This window comes from Micromonospora phaseoli (assembly GCF_900109115.1).
Taxonomy (GTDB): domain Bacteria; phylum Actinomycetota; class Actinomycetes; order Mycobacteriales; family Micromonosporaceae; genus Micromonospora; species Micromonospora phaseoli.
Map to the genome: position 1 here is coordinate 438,635 of NZ_FNYV01000001.1, position 19,383 is coordinate 458,017.

Consider the following 19,383-nt stretch of genomic DNA (forward strand, 5'->3'; position numbering starts at 1 on the left):
ATGGCGGCGCGGCGACGGGTGGCGGTGGTCGGCGGCGGCATCGCCGGCCTGGCCGCCGCGGTCCGGCTGCGCGACCGTGCCCCGGAGGGCACCGAGATCATCGTGTACGAGCAGTCCGGCTCGCTGGGCGGCAAGCTGCGCACCGGCGAGTTGGCCGGTGGGCCGGTGGAGTTCGGCGCCGAGTCGTTTCTGATGCGTGACCCGGCCGGCGGGGAGTCCGCCGCCGTGGCCCTGGTCCGCCGGCTCGGTCTGGCCGGGCGGATCGTGCACCCGACCGTCGGGCAGGCGGCCCTCGCGGTCGACGGTGGGCTGCGCCCCGTCCCCGGCGGCACGCTGGTCGGCGTACCCGGGGATCTGGAGAAGGTGGCGACGGTGGCCCGCCCGACCCCGGAGGCCGACCGCGACGGTGGTGGGCCGCTGCTCGGCCCCGACGACGACGTGTCCGTCGGCGCGTTGGTCCGCGCGAGGTTCGGCGACGAGGTGGTCGACCGGCTGGTCGATCCGATGCTCGGCGGCGTGTACGCCGGCCGCGCCGACGACCTGTCCCTGGTCACCACCATGCCGGCGCTGGCCCGGGCCGCCCGGGTGGAGCACACGCTGCTCGGCGCGGTCCGCGCGGCGCAGGCAGCCGCCCCCCGCGCCCCCGGCGAGCCGGTCTTCGGCACCCTCGACGGCGGGCTGAGCGCCCTGGTCGACGCGGCCGTGACGGCCAGCGGGGCGACCATCCGCCGGCACGCGACGGTACGCGAGCTGACCCCGACCGCCGCCGGCTGGCGGCTGACGGTCGGGCCGACCCGTGACCCCGAGCACGTCGACGTCGACGCGGTGGTGCTGGCCGTGCCGGCCCGGCCGGCGGCCCGACTGCTCACCGAGATCGCCCCGGTGGCGGCGAAGGAGATCGGTGGGCTGGACTACGCCAGCGTCGCGCTGGTCACCCTGGCCCTGCCCGAGCCGACGTTGCCGCAGCTCTCCGGCTTCCTGGTGCCCAGCACCGAGGGCCTGCTGATCAAGGCGTCCACCTTCTTCACCACCAAGTGGGGCCACCTGCGCCGGCGCGACGGGCTGGCCCTGGTCCGCGCCTCGGTCGGGCGGTACGGCGAGGAGGAGCAGCTCCAACGCCCCGACGAGGACCTGGCCGCCACGGTGCACCGCGAGATCTCCGCGGTGCTCGACGGGCCGCTGCCCGCGGCGGTCGACGGGCACGTGCAGCGGTGGGGCGGCGCGCTGCCGCAGTACACCCCCGGCCACCTCGACCGGGTGGCCGCCGTGCGGGCGGCGCTGCGGGCGGCGCATCCGACGCTGCGACTGGCGGGCGCCGGCTACGACGGGGTCGGCATCGGAGTCTGCGTCCGCTCCGGCGAGACGGCGGCCGAGGAGATCATCACAGCACTGGAAGGATCGGGGAGATGACCGAGCAGAGCAACGCGGCCCGACTGAAGGAACTCAACGACACCGTCCGCTACACCATGTGGTCGGTGTTCCGGGCCAGCGGACCGCTGCCGTCGCTGCGGGACAACGTCATCGGCGAGGTCGAGTCCCTGATCGAGGAGCTGGCCGGCAAGGACGTCGTGGTGCGCGGCACGTACGACGTGTCCGGGCTGCGCGCCGACGCCGACCTGATGATCTGGTGGCACTCGTCGTCCAGCGACGACCTGCAGGACGCGTACCTGCGGTTCCGGCGGACCACGCTGGGGCGGGCGATGACCCCGGTCTGGTCGCAGATGGCGCTGCACCGGCCGGCCGAGTTCAACAAGAGTCACATCCCGGCGTTCCTCGCCGGCGAGCAGGCCCGCGCCTACCTCTGCGTCTACCCGTTCGTCCGCTCGTACGACTGGTACCTGCTGCCCGACGCCGAGCGACGGGAGCTGCTGGCGGAGCACGGCAAGATGGCCCGGGGCTACCCGGACGTCCGCGCCAACACCGTCGCCTCGTTCGCGCTCGGCGACTACGAGTGGATGCTCGCCTTCGAGGCCGACGAGCTGCACCGGATCGTCGACCTGATGCGTGACCTGCGGGCGTCCCGGGCCCGGCTGCACGTGCGCGAGGAGGTCCCGTTCTACACCGGCCGCCGTCGTTCGGTCGCCGACATCGTCTCCGCCCTCGCCTGAGGTGTAAGGAAGGGCCCCCTGTTAACGCCTCACGTAGTACAGGGGGCCCCTGTTAACAGCAGGAACGCAGTACGCACCGGCCGGTCAGGGCCGCGTCGGAGGGAGTGAGGACGCGGCCCCGACCGGGGCTCAGGTGGCCGTGCAGGTCACCGTCGGTGTGCTCGTGCTGCTGCCGGAGGCCAGGAAGCCGAAGCTGGTGCTGGCTCCGGCACCGAGGCTGCCGTTGTAGCTGACATTTGTGGCGGTGACCGTGGAACCGCTGGAGCTGACGGTGGCGTTCCACGCCTGGCTGACCTGTTGGCCGCTGCCGTTCGTCCAGGTCACCCGCCAGCCGCGGATGGCCGCGTTGCCGGCGGTCACCTGCACCTCACCCTGGAATCCGCCGGACCAGGTCGAGGTGACCCGGTACGTCGCCGAGCAGGCACCCGTCACCGGCGGGTTGGTGGTGGGCGGGGTAGTGGTCGGCGGGGTGGTGGTGGGTGGCGTGGTGGTCGGCGGCGTGGTCGTGGGCGGCGTGGTGGTCGGCGGGGTGGTGCCGCCACCGAACTGCACGTCGCTGCAGTGGTAGTACGACTGGTCGAAGTGGCTGGCCTGCCAGACGGTGAAGATGATGTGCCGGCCGGTGCGGCCGGGCGCGTTCACCGGAATCTGGATCGACACCCCGTCGACCTCCCGTTGCCACTGCGACGCCGGCGTGTAGCCGATCTGGCCGACCAGTTCCAGGTCGGACCAGGCCAGTGGCTTGGTGAGCGTGTCCACACCCTGCCGGGTGGCGTACACCCGGAGGTAGTCGGCACCGTGGCTGGCCTGGTCGAAGAACTTCAACTGGAAGCTGTTGGCGACCGGGGTGGTCCGCCAGGCACCCAAGGTGTCGAGGGCGTTGTAGCGACCGCCCTCGGCACGCCCGCCCGAGCAGAGCTGGCCGTTCGGTACGGCCGCCTGGTGGTTGCCGCCCACCCCCTCGCGGAGTTGGCCGTTCCAGTTCCACATGGCGTTCGGGTTGGCCTGCCACGCCTGCCAACACATCGGGTCCTCGGTGGCCATCCGCGGGTTCAGGTGGTCACCACCCCAGCGCTCCCAGCAGCCGTAGGCGCGGGACCCGGGGTTGACCGTGGCGCCGTGCGCGGAGACAGGGCTTGTCAGCGCGGTGGTGAGCAGCAACAGGGCGACGGCCGCGATGGCCAGCAGCCAGGCGGCGCGTGATGATCTGAGTACGTTCGACATGGAGCTCCCCAAGGGAATCGTCAGTTCACGACTGCGCCCGGACGCTCGGGAGTTGCCTCTCCCGTGGCCGATCTGCGTTGCCCCTGTGGTGTTGGCTCCGAGGGAAGCGTGCCACGGAGCATCGGCGTACGTCAACGCGGGAAGCGTTCTCCGGAGCGGGGCACCGGCACCACCACCAGACAGGTGCTGGCCACCCCGCCGGGCTGCCGGCTGCCGATGCCTGACGTGCCGGTTGCCGGCTGAGCCGGGCGGGGCCGCGCCGGAGGGAGTGTGGCGCGGCCCCGGCCGGGGTCAGGTGGTCGCGGTGCAGGTCACCGTCGGTGTGCTCGTGCTGCTGCCGGAGGCCAGGAAGCCGAAGCTGGTGCTGGCTCCGGCACCGAGGCTGCCGTTGTAGCTGACATTTGTGGCGTTCACCGTGGAACCGCTGGAGCTGACGGTGGCGTTCCACGCCTGGCTGACCTGTTGGCCGCTGGCGTACGTCCAGGTCACCCGCCAGCCGCGGATGGCCGCGTTGCCGGCGGTCACCTGCACCTCACCCTGGAACCCGCCGGACCAGGTCGAGGTCACCCGGTACGTCGCCGAGCAGGCACCCGCCGGCGGCGGGGTGGTCGGCGGCGCAGTCGTGGGCGGCGGGGTGGTCGGCGGCGGCGTGGTGGGCGGCGGGGTGGTCGGGGGCGGGGTGGTCGGGGGCGGCGTGGACCCGTCACCGAACTGCACGTCGCTGCAGATGTAGTACGACTGGTCGGAGTGGCTGGCCTGCCAGATGGTGTAGATGACGTGCCGGCCGGTGCGGCCGGGCGCGTTGACCGGGATCTCGATGGAGACCCCGCCGGGCTCCTGCTGCCACTGCGAGGCCGGCGTGTTGCCGATCTGACCGACCAGTTCCAGGTGCGACCAGGCCAGCGGGGTGGTCAGTGCGTCGTAGCCCTGCCGGGTGGCGTACACCCGGATGTAGTCGGCCCCGTGGCTGGCCTGGTCGTAGAACTTCAGCCGGAAGTTGTTGCCGACCGAGGTGGTGCGCCAGGCACCCGGCACGTCCATCGCCCGGTAGCGCCCGTTCTCCGTACGCCCGCCGGAGCAGAGCTGGCCGTTCGGGATGGCGCCCTGATGGTTGCCGGCTACGCCCTCGCGGTAGAGGCCGTTCCAGTTCCACATGGCGTTGGTGTCGGTCTGCCACGCCTGCCAGCACATCGGATCCTCGGTGGCCATCCGCGGGTTCTGGAAGTCACCACCCCAGCGCTGCCAGCAGCCGTAGTTGCGGGAGATGGGATTGGCCACCGAGCCGTGCGCGGAGGCGGATTGCACAAATGCCGTGCTGAGCAGCAGTGTGGCGACGGCCGCGATGGCCAGCAGCCAGAGCGCCCGCGATGACCTGAGTGAATTGGACATGGAGCCCCCAGGGGGAGTCGTCGGATCTCGACATCGCCCGGACGCTCGGGAGTTGCCCTCTCCCGCGCTGTCAGCGTGGCCCTCGTGTGCTGACTCGACCGGAAGGATGGCACGTTCGATCGTCAAGAGTCAATGAGGAAAGCGATTTCCGGCACCGGGTGCACGCGGTCGTCGAAGCGCTTCCAGCACTGGTTTCGCGGTTCGGTCAACGCTTCCGGCGCATAGGCGTGTGCGGGATGCCGTCCTCGACGTACTCCGGGCCGCTGACCGTGAAGCCGTGCCGGGTGTAGAAGTCGACCAGGTGCGACTGGGCGTCCAGCACGCACGGCCGGTCGCCGACCCCGGCCAGGGCCGCGGCCATCAACCGCCCCGCGTGCCCGGCGCTGCGGGCCGCCGGCGCCACCACCACCCGCCCGATCCTGGCGGACCCGTCCGGTTCGGCCAGGATCCGCAGGTACGCGACCGGAGCGCCGTCGTGGGCCAGCCAGAGGTGCCGGGTGCCGGGTTCGACGTCCCGCCCGTCGATCTCCGGGTACGCGCACTCCTGCTCGACCACGAACACGTCGACGCGCAGTCGTACCAGGTCGTGGAAGGTCCGGGCGTCGAGGTCGGCGAAGCTGGCGACCCGCAGTTCGGTGCTCGGCATCCCGCCAGATTAGGCCGCGAGGGCGGAGCGGGCCGGGTGGGGTTCTCAGGCGGGGCGGGCGCCGACGGCGTCGCGGATCTGGGCACCCTGCTCGGTCTCCACGGCCCGCGCGCAGTGGCCGCAGCAGAAGAAGCGCCCGGACACCTCCACCCCGTGCCCCACGATCCTGATCTGGCAGTGCTCGCAGATGGGTGCCAACTTGTGCACGGCGCACTCGAAGGAGTCGAAGGTGTGCACGTCGCCGCTGACCGTACGAACCTCGAACGCCATCCAGTAGTCGTTGCCGCATACCTCGCACGTCGCCACGACAGGTACCTCCAAAGTATGGTGATTTGTCCTATCTTGCCGCCTGTCGGCGGCCACTGTGGCGGAATCCGGTCAGGTTGGCCGGTCGTGCGGCCCGGCCAACCCGCACCTTTTATCGATGAGAGTCTTTACTGTTAACAAGGTTTAAATTATGTTGGTGGCACCTCACCAGGCAACACGCCGCTAAGGAGCTGCCGTCATGCGCCGAAGAATCACCCTTCCGCTCGTCGCAGCGGGCGCCATGGTCTCCACCCTGACCGTCGCCACCCCGGCCCAGGCCCACGGCTACATCTCGTCGCCGCCCAGCCGCCAGGCGCTCTGCGCCCAGAACCGCGTCCCCGACTGCGGACAGATCAGGTGGGAGCCGCAGAGCGTCGAGGGCCCCAAGGGGCTGCGCAACTGCCACGCCAACATCTCGCACTTCGCCGTCCTCAACGACGACAACCGCGGCTGGCCGGCCACCTCGGTCGGTAGCACCGTGACGTTCACCTGGGTCAACACCGCCCAGCACGCCACCCGCGACTGGGAGTACTTCATCGGCAACACCCGGGTCGCCGTGTTCAGCGGTGGCGGCCGTCAGCCCGGCCCGACCGTCTCGCACACCGTGAACCTGTCCAACTACTCGGGCCGGCAGAAGCTGCTGGCCGTGTGGAACATCTCGGACACCGCCAACGCGTTCTACTCCTGCGTAGACCTGCAGATCGGCGGTGGCAGCGGCAATCCGACGCCCAGCCCGAGCCCGACCACCAACCCGCCGGCCCCGTCGCCCACCCCGACGGCCGCACCGACCACCAACCCGCCGGCCGGCGGCACGTGGACGGCGGGTCGGGCGTACGCCGTGGGCGACCAGGTCACCTACGGCGGCCGCACCTACCGCTGCCGGCAGGCGCACACCGCCATCGCCGGTTGGGAGCCGCCGAACGTACCGGCGCTGTGGAGTCAGGTCTGACCAGCGGGAGGTGCGGTCGGGCCCGGCCCGCACCGCACCTCCTGCCTGCCCTGCTCGCCGTGTTGCTCGCCGCCGGCTGCGGCGGCCCGCCCGCGCCGGGGGACCGCACGTCGGCCGACGGTACGCCGCCACCGGCCGCCGCAGCGGGCGCGACGCCGGCCGCCGCGACCGAGATGACCGGCATCGACCTGCTGTTCCTGTCGATGATGGCCGGGCACACCGAGCAGACCCTTGAGATCGTCAGGCTGGTCCGGGACCGGTTGACCGACGGTGAACTGCGCACCCTGGTAGCCGCCGTCGAGGTCACCGAGACCGACGAACTGGAGACCGCGCGGACCTGGCTGGCACAGGCCGGGCGCAGCGCCCGCGCCGACGACCACGCCGGACACGGAACCGGCCCAGACCAGCTGGCGCGGCTACGCGACGCCCCGCCGCCCCACCTCGACACGGTGCTGATCGAGGTACTCAGCGCCCACCAGCAGGCAGCGGCCGACCTGGCCCGGGCACACCTGGCGGCCGGCACCGACGAACGGGTACGCGACCTGGCCCGCCGGGTCGAACAGTCCCGCAGCGCACAGGTCGCCCTGTTGGCGGCGGCCCGCCCGTCGATCTAGGGCTGATCGTCGTCGTTGGAGATCAACGCATGACGATAAGCCCTAGATCGACGAGGTCAGGCGGTGCTGGGGTCCAGGCGGATGGAGAGGGAGTTCACGCAGTGGCGGGTGTCCTTCGGGGTGAAGTGCTCGCCGCGGAAGACGTGCCCGAGGTGACTGTCGCAGCGGGCGCAGCGGATCTCGGTGCGCGCCATGCCGAGGGAGTTGTCCTCGATCTCCCGGATCGCACCCGGGATGGCGTCGTCGAAGCTCGGCCAGCCGCAGTGCGAGTCGAACTTGGTGTCGCTGGGGTACAACTCGGCGCCGCAGGCCCGGCACCGGTACATGCCGGGCGTCTTGGTCTCGACGTACTCGCCGGTCCAGGCGGGCTCGGTGCCGTGCTCGCGCAGCACCCGGAACTCGTCGGGGCTGAGGCGGACCCGCCACTCGTCCTCGGTGCGGGGCAGTTCACTGTCGGGAAGACTCACGGGTCAACGGTACGTCGAAGGTCGGACCCATCGCATAGGGTCGCGCAATGGGTGGCACGAAAGCGGCGGCCGAGGAGATCGAGGTGGCCGGGCAGACCGTACGGCTGTCCAGCCCGGATCGCGTGATCTTCCCGAAGCGCGGCTTCACCAAGGCCGACGTCTTCCACTACTACGTCAGCGTCGGCGACGGCATCATGCGCGCACTGCGGGAGCGACCGACGACCCTGCAACGCTTCCCCGACGGCATCGAGGGGGAGATGTTCTTCCAGAAGCGGGTGCCCACCCGGGGCGTGCCGCCCTGGGTGCGTACCGCGGAGATCAGCTTTCCCAGCGGGCGCAAGGCCGCGGAGCTCTGCCCGGCGGACCTGGCCCACGTCGCCTGGGCCGCCCAGATGGGCACGGTGGTCTTCCACCCGTGGCCGGTGCGCGCCGCCGACGTCGACCACCCCGACGAGCTGCGCGTCGACCTGGACCCGCAGCCCGGCACCGACTTCGCGCACGCCGCGACCGCCGCCGCCGAGCTGCGCGCGATCCTCGACGAGCTGGGCGTGACCGGCTGGCCGAAGACCTCCGGTGGCCGGGGCATGCACGTCTACCTGCGGATCCAGCCGCGCTGGACGTTCGTGGAGGTGCGCCGGGCCACCATCGCGCTGGCCCGGGAGCTGGCCCGCCGCCGCCCCGAGCTGGTCACCACCGCCTGGTGGAAGGAGGAACGCGGCGAGCGGGTCTTCGTCGACTACAACCAGATGGCCCGCGACCGCACGATCGCCTGCGCGTACTCGCTGCGGGCCACCGCCCGGGCCACCGTCTCGACCCCGGTCACCTGGGACGAGCTGCCCGACGTCGACCCGGACGACTTCGACCTGCGTACCGTGCCGCAGCGGCTGGCGCAGCGGGGTGACCCGCACGCCGGCATCGACGAGACCGGGTGGGACCTGACCCCGCTGCTGGAGTGGGCCGAGCGGGACGCCGCCGACGGCGAGGGTGATCTGCCCTACCCGCCGGATCACCCGAAGATGCCCGGCGAGCCCAAGCGGGTCCAGCCGTCCAAGGACCGCGACCGCCCCCGCTGAGCCGCCCTGCCCATGGCAAGATCGAGCACGATCAAGTGCTGCGGGCCAGGGGCGGCGTGCGCATCGGGCTACGCGGGCCGCTTGCTCTTGAGGGTCTGGACAAAAGACCGCCACTGGTACGCGTCGAAGAGCAGGGCCGGGCCGGCGACGTCCTTGCTGTCCCGCACTCCCACCACGCCCGCAAGACCGTCCGCCACCTCGACACAGTTCCCCTGGTCGCTGCTGCGGCTGGCTTTGCGCCAGGTCATACCGCTCAGATCAGTCATGATGCCTCTCCATGATTCGACGCAGGAGCGTGCGTGATTCCTCGCTGCTCAGCGCCGCTGCGCTGAGCTGGTTCCACACCTCGGCGTATGCCCGGACCTCGTCCAGACGATCAAGGTAGAGCGCGCCGGAGAGGCTTTCGTTGTAGACCGTGGTCGGCTCGGCTGACCGGGCACCCTTGACGGGAAAGTCCAGGATGACGAAACTGCCGGCGACGGCGGCACGATTGAGCTTGCCATTGAGCGGAGCGATTCTGACGGAGACGTTCGGTGCCTCACCGGCCTCTATCAGCTTGGCAATCTGCCGAGACATGCCAGGCAGGCTTCTGTGAAGCAGACCCTCGTCCAGCATGGGCGCGGTCGGTCGCCGTCTCGTGAGAATACGTTGACGTTCCAGCCGCAACTCGACGAGCTTCGCCACCTCGTCATCGGTGATGCCCGGTCGGCACCGCGCGACCTCTGCCGTGTACTCAGGAGTCTGTAGTAGACCGGGAATCAGGCTCTGCTCGTAGGAGCGGATGCGGTTGGCGGCGGATTCGAGCCCCACGTACAGCTGGAACCATCGGGGGATCACCTCGTCGTACATCTTGGCCCGCGACCATTCGAGATCCGAAGCGGCGGCCTCCAGCCCGATGCCGGCCTTTTCCCGCGTTTGTCGGAGCAGCCGGCCGAGTTCACGTCGCGGCACTGTCGAGCCTGTCTCGGTCACGCCCCCCCGGGTTGTCTCATCCTGACGCATCACCGGCTCCGCTCCGAGGAAATAGATGTCTCGTCGGCTCATTGGCGGGTCGCTGGATGACTGTCTCACGCGGAGCCTTGCATCTATTGCCGACACTCCCGCACGCTTCCCGCAGGAACGGCGACCGGCGACCTGATGAGGTGGGGCGGAATGGGATTCGGGGAGCAGGGACTGTGGTCCGTGGAGGTCGAGGATCTGTCCGAAATCGACGTCGACAGCAGGCCGGAACTGCTGGTGCTCGTGAGAGAGGACGGCGGTGGCCCGGCCGGTTGGGCGATCGTGCTGCCCGGCGGCGACTTCTGGATGATCCGCAACTCCACCCGGAGCATGATCCACGGGTCGAGTCTGTCGACGCTGACGAGTTTCTGGGCAACCGTCCTCGGCTGCGAGGTGGGGCGGCCCCGGCTGGCGGAGCCACCGGCAGGCGACGGCGTCAGAGGCTGAGCTTCATGCCCTCGTGACTGGCGACGAAGCCCAGGCCGAGATAGAACCGGTGCGCGTCGTGCCGGCTCTTGTCGGTGGTGAGCTGCACCAGGCCGCAGCCACGCTGCCGGGCCTGGTCGATCGCCCAGCTCATCATCTGCCCGCCCAGGCCCCGACCACGCTGGTCGGAGCGGACCCGGACCGACTCGACCAGCAGCCGCTCGCTGCCGTGCCGACCGAGCCCGGGAATGTAGGTGAGCTGCATGCAGCCCACCAGTTCGCCGCAGAACTCGGCGACGACGAGGTGGTTGCGCGGGTCGGCGGTGACGTCGGCGAACGCCTTCTCGTACGTGGCGTCGACCTCCCCGACGTCGCGGGTACGCCCCAGCACGTCGTCGGCGAGCAGGTCGAGCACGGCCGGCAGGTCTGCCTGGACCGCCTCGCGGAAGATCACCTCACTCATCCCGTGAGCGTCCCACAGCGGCGCGAACCGATGTGCGGCAGAGCCACCCGTCAGCCGACGCGGGATCGGCCGACGCTTGTGATCACCGCAACCACCGTGCTGCCGTCCGCGCACTCGGGTGGGACCGGCGGAAAGAGTCCGGGCGGCGCACCTCCGGTCAGCGGAATTTCCGAGAATCCGCCGGCACCGCTGATCTGTTCGCCCACCGTGACCGATCCGGCCTCGGGAAGGTGTACGCCGGCCCGGCCGTCCGGAAGCAACGTGACTCCCGGCGGCCAGACCACAAGGTAGTCCGGCCCTTCCTCGGCTTGCAGGGCCAAACATCCACCCCTGCCCACCGCCAGCCTGCCGCGCATCATTGCCAGGAAGTCATGCGGGGCGCTGGCGACCAGCGTCCGGAAACCGACGCCCGCCAGGATCTGGGCTTCTCCGCTGGTCGGAACGGGCGACGAACGGGCCGAGTCGGATCCCGGTGCGGGGGGCGCGGTTATTGGGGCCTCGGCGCCCGACGGTCCGGTCGATGCCAACCCAGGGGCTGACGGCGAATGCTGGTCGTTGGCGCAGCCGGCCAGCGTCACCAGCAGGGCCGTGGCGAGGACCGCGATCCGCAGCATGGTGGCCAGTACATCCGGCCGGCGCCGACCACGCAACGCGACCTGCCGGCGTCGGACTGGAACTTCAGCTGGTCATGGGTACCTTCCGGCAGGCGTCAGTGGCAGTGTTGTTGGTCCGGTGGCCGGACTGGCGTCGCGCCGGGGCGGGACCACTGGGCTACCGGGCGGCCGTCTCTGCGCCACCAGCTGTACGTCGGGTCCTGCGGCCAGCCGTCGGGGGAGTCCTCCCAGACCTCCTGCCGTCCGTAGGCGGTCATGTCGAGCAGCTTGAGTGAGCCCATGATCGCTTCGACACCGCGGCCGGTCGTCTCGTAGGTGAGGAACACCCGGTCGTCTCGGCGCAGGTAGCATGCGATGACGCCGCCTCCGGCGACGGCGGGGTCGTCGATGCCGTGGGTCGAGTACCACGGATGGAGGTAGCCCATGAACTCGCGGAATGGTGCGATCTCCTCGTACGGCCCCTCGCTGAAGACTGCGAACCTGATGCCCCGTGCCGCCAGGTAGCTAGCCTCGTGGAAGTTCCAGATACTCAGGGTGCAGCCTTCGCACTGCTCCTCGAACGGCTTGCCGAGGTGCCACATGTGTTTGTAGACCACGAGTTGGTCGCGCCCGTCGAAGATGTCGAGCAACGAGATCGGGCCGTGCTCGCCGACCAGCTTGACCGGGTCGATCTCGGTCATCGGCAGGCGGCGGCGGGCGGCGGCGATGGCGTCACCCTCACGGGTGTGTGCCTTCTCCCGTACGAGTAGGTCGTTCCGCTCACGAAGCCACGTGTCCCGGTCGACCACGGGAGGCGCTGGGGGTGTGTCGGTACTCCGCATGACGGTATTTTAAACATAGCTTTCGCTCGTGTGAAGAAAGTGGAGACCGGTTGCCTGCCAAGTTGACCTACGCGCACCACGGCGACGCCTGCCGGGCCGCCAACGCCCTCGACCTGGTGGGTGACCGGTGGACGCTCATCGTCGTCCGCGAACTGCTTCTCGGCCCCAAACGCTTCGCCGACCTACAGGAGGCCGTTTGTGGCATCACTCCGGCAGTCCTCAGCGACCGGCTCAGATCCCTGCGGCAGGCCGGCATCGTCGAGCAGGTGACCCTGCCCGACCTGGCGCGCACCCGCGCGTACGTCGTCACCGAGTGGGGTCGTGGGCTGGAGTCGGTGCTCGCCTCACTGGGCCGGTGGTACTCGGCTGGCCGCGATCCTCGCACCACCGGTGGCATGACTCCCGACGCCACCATCCTCGCTATGCGCACCATGGCGCCGCCCGTCCCCGACAACCTGCCGCCGACCACCCTGCGCCTCTACGACGCCCGCCAGACCAACCCACCGGTACGCGAGTACCACCTGGCCGCCGTCGAGCGGCTACTGCACGTCCAGCCCGGTGCCGCCGACAACCCGGTGGCGACCGTGACCGCCGAGTCGACGGTCTGGAGCGAGGTGCTCTTCGACGGCCTGCTGCTCGCGGAAGCCGAAGGCGCCGGAACCGTACGCGTCGAGGGTGACCGCGACACCGTCGCCCGGATCATCCGCCTCTACCCCGCAGGCTCGGACCGATAGCGGAAGGCTGGACGTACGCCGCCCGACGCGACCGTCAGCAGCCTGGCGAGCCGGCACCGACTGGTCAGCGGGCCGGGCAGCGCTTGCCGTCGGCGGGGACGGTCAGGTCGATGAGGTAGGCGTCGACGGCTTCGGTGATGCAGGCGGTCTGCGGGTAGGCGGTGTGGCCCTCGCCCTCCCAGGTGAGCACCTGGCCGACGCCGAGCATCTCGGCCAGCGCCGGGGTCTGCTCGTACGGGGTGGCGGGGTCGCCGGTGGTGCCGACGACCAGGATCGGCGGGGCGCCGTCGGCGCGGCCGGTGGGGTAGGGGTCGCTGCCGCCCGGCCATTGCGTGCAGGAGACCAGGCCGGCGGCGAGCGGCGCGCCGAACAGCGGGTACTGCCCGCGCCACTGGGACTGGAGCTGGCGGATCCGCGCCAGGTCGGGGCGCTCGTCCTCGTCGGCGCAGTTGACGGCGAGGTTGGCGTCGAACAGGTTGGTGTAGCGGCCGTTCTCGTCGCGGCCGGTGTAGTTGTCGGCGAGGCGGAACACGCTGTCGGGGTTGCCCTCGTTCAGCCGGTCGATGGCCTGGGCGAGCTGCTGCCAGCCGGGTTCGGAGTACAACGAGGAGACGATCGCGTAGAAGACCCAGCCGGCGGTGGCCTCGCGGCCGTCGGCGGAGCGGACGGGGGAGGCGTTGGCCTTGTCGATGGCCGAGATCACCGCCGCCCGCGCGTCCGGCGCGATCGGGCAGCGCGCGGCGTTGGCCGCGCACCAGCGGGTGAAGTTGTCGAAGGCCCGCTCGAAGCCTCTGGCCTGGCTCTCCGAGCCGGCGATCAGCCCCTGGCGGGGGTCGACCGCGCCGTCGAGCACCAGCGCGCGTACCCGCTGCGGGAACAGTTGGGCGTAGGTGGCGCCGAGCAGGGTGCCGTAGGAGTAGCCGAGGTAGGTCAGCTTCTCGTCACCGACGGCCGCGCGGATCGCATCCATGTCGCGGGCGGCCTGCTCGGTGCCGTACAGCGGTAGCTGGTCGCCGTACCTGTCGCCGCAGCCCTGGCCGATCCGCTGGTTGAGCGCCACGAAATCGTCGAACGACTCCTGGCTCTCCGGGTCGGGGTCGTAGCCGAAGGCGGCGTCGAGGTCGGCATCGGGGATGCACTCGACGGGGCTGGACCGGGCCACCCCGCGTGGGTCGAAGCCGACGATGTCGAAGCGCTCCATGATGCTGTCGGGCAGGCCGCCGAACTGCTCGCCGAAGGAGAGGTAGACCGCCGTGTCGACCCCCGAGCCGCCCGGCCCGCCCGGGTTGACCAACAGTGAGCCGATCCGGTCGCGCTGCTTGGTGGAGCGGGCCCGCAGCAGCGCGATCTCGAAGGTCTCACCCGCGCCAGCGCCGCCGGACCAGTCCCGGGGGACCTGGATGCGGGCGCACTCGTACCGGATCTCCGGCGCGCTCCGCCCGACCACCTCTTCGGGTACGTCCGGGCAGGGCCGCCAGGTCGGATCCGTGCCCGGCGCCGCGGCCTCGACCTCGGCGTCGGTGCGCGGCGCGAACGCCGGCAGCGTGCAGCCGGCCGCGACCACCGCGGCGGCGGCCAGGCCGGCCACGGTGAGCCGGAAACGGCGGATCCGGTCGGAAGTACGGGTCACGAACGAGCCTCCGTGATCAGGTCGACGGCCAAGCTACGCGGGCCCGGCCGGGACCGCCGGGTCGCCCCGCAGGACCTGGTCCACGTCGAACCGGATCGGCCGGTCGAGTTGATCGTATCGGCAGGAGAGCGGGTCACGGTCGGGTCGCCAGCGGACGAACCGCGCGGTGTGCCGGAACCGGTCACCCTCCATCGCGTCGTACGCCACCTCGAGAACCAGCTGCGGGCGCAGCGGCTCCCACTCCAGGTTCTTCGTGCCGGTCCACCGGCTCACCCCGCCGGGAATGCGTTGGCCCCGCTCGTGGTCGCCGTGCACCCACGGGTGCTCCGCCCCGGCGTCGCGGTAGGGGGCCAGCTCCTCCAGCAGCTCGGCCCGGCGGGCCATGGTGAACGAGGCGCTCACCCCGACGTGATGCAGCACCCCGGCGTCGTCGTGCAGCCCCAGCAGCAGCGAGCCGACCACCGGGCCGGACTTGTGCCAGCGGAAACCGGCCACCACCACGTCGGCGGTGCGGGCGTGCTTGACCTTGAACATGAGCCGTTTGCCCGGCTCGTACGGCAGGTCGGCCGGCTTGGCGATCAGCCCGTCCAGCCCGGCGCCCTCGAAGACGTCGAACCAGCGGCGTGCGGTGTCGGCGTCGGTGGTGACCTGGGTGACGTGCACCGGCGGGCGTACCTGCGCCAACGCCTCCTCCAGCCGGGCGCGGCGGGTCGGGTAGGGCGCGTCGAGCAGGCTCTCGCCGTCGAGGGCGAGCAGGTCGAAGGCGACGAAGTCGGCGGCGGTGGTCTCGGCGAGCAGCTTCACCCGGGAGGCCGCCGGGTGGATGCGCTGGGCCAGCAGCTCGAAGTCGAGCCGGGGCTGCCCGTCCGGGCCGTCGCGGCGGATCACGATCAGCTCGCCGTCGACCACACAGCGCGGCGGCAGCTGCCGGCGGGCCTGCTCCACCACCTCGGGGAAGTAGCGGGTCATCATCTTGCCGCCCCGGCTGGCCAGCTCCACCTCGTCACCGTCGCGGAAGACGATGCAGCGGAAGCCGTCCCACTTGGGCTCGTAGGTCATGCCCGACCCGGTGGGGATCGACGCGACGCTGCGGGCGAGCATCGGCTCCACCGGCGGGTTGATCGGCAGGTCCACGGCGACCAGTCAACCAGACGCCACCGACAGCGGTGAGGCAGATCACCGCCGCGCGGTGGGTGGCGTGTCCGCCCCACGTCCGGCACGTCCCGCCCGGGCGAATCAGAAAGCCGCAGCTCAGAGCTACTTTCGCGGGGTGTCGGAGTTGGTGTGCGGGTGCTGCGGACGGTGGCGGGTCAGCGTCGAGCGGATCGCCGGCCGGTACGTCTACCGGCTGGTGCACCGCTATCCCGGTCGTTTCGGTGGTGGCAAGGACGTGCTCGGCGAGGTCGGCTCGGTGACCGAGCTGGCGGAGCTGCTGCTGCGGCGTACCCCGGTGAGCCTGGCCGACCTGCGTGAAGCCGCCTGAATCCCGGCGGCGGGTGATCAGAAGTGGGCGAAGGAGCGGATGGGGGCGCGGGGGCCGAACTTCGGTGCCTGCACGCCGGCGGCCTCCAGCAGCCGGCAGACCCGGCCCCGGTGCCCCCGGAACGGCTCCAGCAACGCCAGCATCCGGGCGTCGTCGCCGCGTGGCTCGCCGGCCAGGGCCCAGGCGACCGTGTTCGGTACGTGGTAGTCGCCGACACTGACCGCGTCCGGGTCGCCGTACGCGACGCGTACCACCTCGGCGGCGGTCCACGGCCCCACGCCGGGGATCGAGCGCAGCAGCCGGGTGGCCTCGGTGGCGTCGGCGCACCGCTGGAGCCGGTCGGCCATCCGGGCGGCCCGGCGCAGCGTCTCGGCCCGGCGTTGCTCGATCCCGAACGGGTGGAACACCCAGTAGCCGGCGGCGGCCACCGCCGCCGGGTCGGGCGGCAGCAGCAGCCGCATCGGCCCCGGGGCCGGCTCGGCGAAGTGGCGGACGGTCGCCGCGTACCCCCGGTAGGCCTCCTTGCCGGTCACCTTCTGCTCCAGGACCGCCCGCAGCACCTGGGGGAAGACCAGCCCGGTGGCCGGCATCCGCAACCCCTGGTGCACCGCCGCCAGCCGGGCCACCACGGGGTGCGTCGCCGCGAGGTCCGCGAACCCGGTCAGGTCGTCGCGTAGCCCGGCCACCGAGTCGGCCCGCTCCACCACCCACCCGGCGCCCGGGCCGTAACCCTCGGCGACCAGGTCGCCGGCCGCCGGCCGCAGGGCGAGGGTGGCCGGCCCGTCGGGGGTGCGGGTCGCCCACCAGAAGACGCCCGCGACGATCCGCGCGCAGGGGTCGTACGGGCTGAACGTGAGCGGGCGCACCGACGCGGCCAGGCGGTAGCCGGACGCCGGTCGCAGGGCCCGGCTCGCGTTCGCTTCGGTCCTGGTCACGGCCTCACTCTGCCATGCGCCGCGGCCGGCGCACCGATGCGCTCACCGCCTGGCCGGGGCTGTCGCTGTAAAGGCGATGGCCGGTCGCCGCCCTCTCGGGCGGCGACCGGCCATCGGTGTACCGATTGGATCAGTAGTCGTAGTCGGAGTCGCTCGACTCGGACTTCGACGGCGGCGCGACGGCCTTCGGGGTGCCCTTGGGCAGGCACTCCAGGTTCTTGCTGCCGTCGGGGTTGACCACGAACCAGGTGCCGCCGACGCCCTGGCCCTTCCACGCGCCGGGCTTCTTGTCACCGATGTAGGTGTAGAGCGGCCAGCCGTCGAGGGTGATCTGGCGGGTGCCGTCCTCACGGGTGATGGTGCCCACCGCGTCGTCGGAGACGCCCTTGAGATCCGGGTTGCCGTCGGTCAGCGCCGGCGGCCACACCTCCGCGCACTCGTCCTCGCAGTTGGACGACGGCGGGTCGTTGGTGTCGCGGTCGAAGCGGTACAGGATGAACCCGTCCTGGTTGACGACCGCACTGCCCATCCGCGGGAACTTCTTGCCGGTCAGACTGTCGGTCAGCTCGGCTCCGTCGGGCAGGGGAACGTCGTTCTCGGCCTCCGCGCCCGGTGATGCCGAGGCACCCGGCTCCGCGCTGGCCTCCGGGTCTGCGGTCACGGTGGGCTCGGCCGCGGCGACGGCGACCGGCTCGGCCGCACCGGAGTCAGGTCCGTAGCCCGCGGGAGCGCAGGCCGTAAGTGCGACCACGGCGCTCACCGCGATGACGGTCCGCTTCATCTGTGCCACGTGCCCTCCTCATGCTTGATAGTCACCGATGAGTACGGGAGTAGTGCTGTCAAGGTTGAATCCGAAACGGTGGCGAATTTCACTGGATTACGTTGAACCGTCTGGGGCCTCTGTTCGTAGGAGTCCGTATCCGCCGCCCCGGCCAGGGACGGCGAAAGGCCCGCCTCGTCCGAGGCGGGCCTTTGCGTGCGGCGGGTCAGGCGGTGGGGACGGTCATCAGGGTGTTGGTGGCACCCTTGGCGTCCACCTCCTGAACCTCGAAGTGCTTGATGTCGTCCAGCTTCGTCGAGGTGGCCGCGGACAGAGTCAGCGACTGTGGGTTGGCGTTGGTGCCGTACCCGCCCTCCGGCACCGACCAGGTGGAGAGGACCTCCGTCTCGGCGTTCTTGCGCACCACCACCAGCCGGCAGGTGCGCGGCCCCGGCAGCCGGCCGAGGGTGAAGTCCATCTTGGTGCCGAAGTCCTTCGAGATGAGGAAGAACGTCGCCTGCACCCCGGTGGTCGAGTCGGTGACGTTGACCTGGTCACCCTCCTGCTCGTTGCCGCCGAACCCCGGGTCGCCCGGGTTGCCGGGGCGGGTGTCCGGTGGGTCGATCGGCGCGGTGGCGTCCGGTCCGGCCTGGATGCCCGGCGGGTTGCTGCTGTCGCTCAGGCTGGCGAAGCCGACGCCGGTCAGCCCGCCGAAGACGACCACGGCCGCCGCGGTCGCGAGGACCTGCCGGAACCGTGCCCGCCGCCGGTGCCCGCGCAGCGCCACGAGCGTCCGATCCAACAGGACCGGATTCGTGTGGGTCTGCTCCAGCGCCGTGATCGATTCCTCGTCGATGTCGGAGAGCAGCCCGACCACCGGCACCATCGTCTCCAACTCGGCGGCACAGGCCCAGCAGGTCGCGAGGTGTTCCTCGAACCGCTCCATGTCCTGGTCGTCCAGCACGCCGAGCGCGTACGCGGCGACGTCCATGTGGTCAACCCGGCTCATTCCGTCACCCCCCTTTCCTGCAGAGCTGTGCGCAGCGCGCGCAGCGCGTAGTAGACCCGCGACTTCGCGGTGCCCAGTGGCAGGCCGAGCTCCTCGGCTGCCTCCGGCACCGTCCGGCCCCGGAAGTAGGTCGCCACCAGGATCTCCCGGTGGGACTGAGTCAACGTTCGTAGCGCGTCCGCCACCGTCATCGAGCGCAGCACCCGGTCGGTGCTGTCCGCTTCGGCGAACGCGGTCAGGTCCCGGTCGTACGTCTCGGCCGGGCGGGCCTGTTCGCTGCGGTGCTCGTCGATGGCGATCCGCCGGGCCACCGTCACCAGCCACGGCCGTAGCGACCCCTGTCCCTGTGCACCCAGCCGGTGGGCGTTCTTCCAGGCACGCAGCAGCGTCTCCTGGACGATGTCCTCGGCCCGCTGCCGGTCGCCGCCGGTCAGCCGCATGACGAACATCAGCAGCGGACCGGCGTGTTCGGCGTAGAGCGTGCGAACCAACTGGTCGGAGTGGGCAGCCTCGGTGGTCGAAGCCTGGTGGCGGCCAGGGGTGGGTCGCGGCGTCACCGGGCTATTCTGGCGAGACGCCGCGCGGGAGTCGACCCCATGCGGGGACGTGGTCGGCCGTGACTGGGACCGGGCGGACATCCAGTCCACCCGCACCCGGTCGCTCTGCCAACCGACCGCCAGTGCGTGCATGCAGACCTCCGGGTGTCCATGGACAGAAGCCGTCCCCCCACGGG

The 19,383-nt window shown here is 71.1% G+C and carries 24 protein-coding genes; 8 read left to right on the forward strand and 16 right to left on the reverse strand.

The window, feature by feature from the left end; genetic code table 11:
- Together hemG and hemQ are read left to right on the forward strand one after the other, a co-directional pair.
- Positions 1-1,410, forward strand: coding sequence for a protoporphyrinogen oxidase (hemG, locus tag BMY89_RS02020; RefSeq protein ID WP_092373958.1), 1,410 nt, complete (start codon positions 1-3; stop codon positions 1,408-1,410).
- The gene (gene hemQ, locus BMY89_RS02025; RefSeq protein WP_092373960.1) at positions 1,407-2,108 is read left to right on the forward strand and encodes a hydrogen peroxide-dependent heme synthase; all 702 of its coding nucleotides are present in this window, start codon (positions 1,407-1,409) and stop codon (positions 2,106-2,108) included. The genes hemG and hemQ overlap by 4 nt, the downstream gene beginning before the upstream one ends.
- Before the next feature lie 129 nt (positions 2,109-2,237).
- On the opposite strand, the gene BMY89_RS02030 is transcribed toward hemQ, so the two are convergent.
- The 4 genes from BMY89_RS02030 to BMY89_RS02045 all read right to left on the reverse strand — a co-directional run bounded on the left by BMY89_RS02030 (position 2,238) and on the right by BMY89_RS02045 (position 5,673).
- Entirely contained in the window at positions 2,238-3,332 is a 1,095-nt protein-coding gene (locus tag BMY89_RS02030) for a lytic polysaccharide monooxygenase auxiliary activity family 9 protein (RefSeq protein ID WP_092373962.1), read from the reverse strand.
- Positions 3,333-3,623: 291 nt separating this feature from the next.
- Positions 3,624-4,721 carry a lytic polysaccharide monooxygenase auxiliary activity family 9 protein gene (locus BMY89_RS02035; protein ID WP_092373964.1) on the reverse strand — a complete coding sequence of 366 codons (1,098 nt, stop codon included), beginning with the start codon at positions 4,719-4,721 and terminating at the stop codon, positions 3,624-3,626.
- Positions 4,722-4,926: 205 nt separating this feature from the next.
- Positions 4,927-5,367, reverse strand: a complete 441-nt coding sequence (locus tag BMY89_RS02040; RefSeq protein WP_092373966.1) for a GNAT family N-acetyltransferase — start codon at positions 5,365-5,367, stop codon at positions 4,927-4,929.
- A 45-nt stretch (positions 5,368-5,412) separates the two neighbouring features.
- Positions 5,413-5,673: a Prokaryotic metallothionein gene (locus tag BMY89_RS02045; protein ID WP_092375386.1), complete on the reverse strand. Its 261-nt coding sequence runs from the start codon at positions 5,671-5,673 to the stop codon at positions 5,413-5,415.
- A 199-nt stretch (positions 5,674-5,872) separates the two neighbouring features.
- Between BMY89_RS02045 and BMY89_RS02050 the strand changes: the two genes are divergently transcribed.
- Both BMY89_RS02050 and BMY89_RS02055 read left to right on the forward strand, forming a co-directional pair.
- Positions 5,873-6,622 (forward strand): lytic polysaccharide monooxygenase, encoded by a 750-nt coding sequence (locus BMY89_RS02050; protein ID WP_092373968.1) that lies wholly within the window; start codon positions 5,873-5,875, stop codon positions 6,620-6,622.
- Positions 6,607-7,236 (forward strand): DUF305 domain-containing protein, encoded by a 630-nt coding sequence (locus BMY89_RS02055; RefSeq protein ID WP_307818764.1) that lies wholly within the window; start codon positions 6,607-6,609, stop codon positions 7,234-7,236. Before BMY89_RS02050 ends, BMY89_RS02055 begins: the two co-directional genes overlap by 16 nt.
- A 56-nt stretch (positions 7,237-7,292) precedes the next feature.
- Here BMY89_RS02055 and msrB read toward each other — a convergent pair whose 3' ends face one another.
- On the reverse strand, positions 7,293-7,703 hold the full coding sequence (gene msrB / locus BMY89_RS02060; RefSeq protein ID WP_092373970.1) for a peptide-methionine (R)-S-oxide reductase MsrB: 411 nt from the start codon (positions 7,701-7,703) through the stop codon (positions 7,293-7,295).
- Between the two features lie 47 nt (positions 7,704-7,750).
- Here msrB and ligD point away from each other — a divergent pair, with 47 nt between their 5' ends.
- Positions 7,751-8,776 carry a non-homologous end-joining DNA ligase gene (gene ligD / locus BMY89_RS02065; RefSeq protein ID WP_092373972.1) on the forward strand — a complete coding sequence of 342 codons (1,026 nt, stop codon included), beginning with the start codon at positions 7,751-7,753 and terminating at the stop codon, positions 8,774-8,776.
- 68 nt (positions 8,777-8,844) lie between these two features.
- Here ligD and BMY89_RS02070 read toward each other — a convergent pair whose 3' ends face one another.
- Both BMY89_RS02070 and BMY89_RS02075 read right to left on the reverse strand, forming a co-directional pair.
- The gene (locus tag BMY89_RS02070; protein ID WP_092373974.1) at positions 8,845-9,042 is read right to left on the reverse strand and encodes a DUF397 domain-containing protein; all 198 of its coding nucleotides are present in this window, start codon (positions 9,040-9,042) and stop codon (positions 8,845-8,847) included.
- Positions 9,035-9,625 carry a DUF5753 domain-containing protein gene (locus BMY89_RS02075; RefSeq protein WP_092375394.1) on the reverse strand — a complete coding sequence of 197 codons (591 nt, stop codon included), beginning with the start codon at positions 9,623-9,625 and terminating at the stop codon, positions 9,035-9,037. The genes BMY89_RS02070 and BMY89_RS02075 overlap by 8 nt, the downstream gene beginning before the upstream one ends.
- Before the next feature lie 303 nt (positions 9,626-9,928).
- Here BMY89_RS02075 and BMY89_RS02080 point away from each other — a divergent pair, with 303 nt between their 5' ends.
- Positions 9,929-10,222 carry a hypothetical protein gene (locus tag BMY89_RS02080; protein ID WP_092373976.1) on the forward strand — a complete coding sequence of 98 codons (294 nt, stop codon included), beginning with the start codon at positions 9,929-9,931 and terminating at the stop codon, positions 10,220-10,222.
- Here the strand turns inward: BMY89_RS02080 and BMY89_RS02085 are convergent.
- From BMY89_RS02085 to BMY89_RS02095, 3 genes are all read right to left on the reverse strand, one after another.
- Positions 10,212-10,664, reverse strand: a complete 453-nt coding sequence (locus tag BMY89_RS02085; protein ID WP_092373978.1) for a GNAT family N-acetyltransferase — start codon at positions 10,662-10,664, stop codon at positions 10,212-10,214. The two genes, BMY89_RS02080 and BMY89_RS02085, sit on opposite strands and share 11 nt — an antisense overlap.
- Positions 10,665-10,714: 50 nt before the next feature.
- A complete protein-coding gene (locus BMY89_RS02090) occupies positions 10,715-11,278 on the reverse strand; it encodes a hypothetical protein (RefSeq protein ID WP_092373980.1) in 564 nt (187 codons plus the stop codon).
- 95 nt (positions 11,279-11,373) lie between these two features.
- On the reverse strand, positions 11,374-12,099 hold the full coding sequence (locus BMY89_RS02095) for a DUF899 family protein (protein WP_092373982.1): 726 nt from the start codon (positions 12,097-12,099) through the stop codon (positions 11,374-11,376).
- A 50-nt stretch (positions 12,100-12,149) separates the two neighbouring features.
- Between BMY89_RS02095 and BMY89_RS02100 the strand changes: the two genes are divergently transcribed.
- Positions 12,150-12,833, forward strand: a complete 684-nt coding sequence (locus tag BMY89_RS02100) for a winged helix-turn-helix transcriptional regulator (protein WP_092373984.1) — start codon at positions 12,150-12,152, stop codon at positions 12,831-12,833.
- 64 nt (positions 12,834-12,897) lie between these two features.
- Here BMY89_RS02100 and BMY89_RS02105 read toward each other — a convergent pair whose 3' ends face one another.
- The gene (locus BMY89_RS02105; RefSeq protein ID WP_092373986.1) at positions 12,898-14,463 is read right to left on the reverse strand and encodes an alpha/beta hydrolase; all 1,566 of its coding nucleotides are present in this window, start codon (positions 14,461-14,463) and stop codon (positions 12,898-12,900) included.
- A 33-nt stretch (positions 14,464-14,496) separates the two neighbouring features.
- Positions 14,497-15,597, reverse strand: a complete 1,101-nt coding sequence (locus BMY89_RS02110; protein ID WP_092373988.1) for an ATP-dependent DNA ligase — start codon at positions 15,595-15,597, stop codon at positions 14,497-14,499.
- Positions 15,598-15,733: 136 nt separating this feature from the next.
- On the opposite strand from BMY89_RS02110, the gene BMY89_RS02115 reads away from it, so the two are divergent.
- Positions 15,734-15,946 (forward strand): hypothetical protein, encoded by a 213-nt coding sequence (locus BMY89_RS02115; RefSeq protein WP_092373990.1) that lies wholly within the window; start codon positions 15,734-15,736, stop codon positions 15,944-15,946.
- Between the two features lie 17 nt (positions 15,947-15,963).
- Here BMY89_RS02115 and BMY89_RS02120 read toward each other — a convergent pair whose 3' ends face one another.
- The 4 genes from BMY89_RS02120 to BMY89_RS02135 form a co-directional block, all read right to left on the reverse strand.
- Positions 15,964-16,881, reverse strand: a complete 918-nt coding sequence (locus BMY89_RS02120) for a DNA-3-methyladenine glycosylase family protein (RefSeq protein WP_092373991.1) — start codon at positions 16,879-16,881, stop codon at positions 15,964-15,966.
- Between the two features lie 130 nt (positions 16,882-17,011).
- Positions 17,012-17,671: a COG4315 family predicted lipoprotein gene (locus BMY89_RS02125; RefSeq protein WP_092373993.1), complete on the reverse strand. Its 660-nt coding sequence runs from the start codon at positions 17,669-17,671 to the stop codon at positions 17,012-17,014.
- Between the two features lie 196 nt (positions 17,672-17,867).
- On the reverse strand, positions 17,868-18,650 hold the full coding sequence (locus tag BMY89_RS02130; RefSeq protein ID WP_092373996.1) for an anti-sigma factor family protein: 783 nt from the start codon (positions 18,648-18,650) through the stop codon (positions 17,868-17,870).
- Complete coding sequence (locus tag BMY89_RS02135; protein ID WP_092373999.1) at positions 18,647-19,339, reverse strand: sigma-70 family RNA polymerase sigma factor; 693 nt, start codon at positions 19,337-19,339, stop codon at positions 18,647-18,649. The genes BMY89_RS02130 and BMY89_RS02135 overlap by 4 nt, the downstream gene beginning before the upstream one ends.
- Positions 19,340-19,383 lie beyond the last annotated feature (44 nt).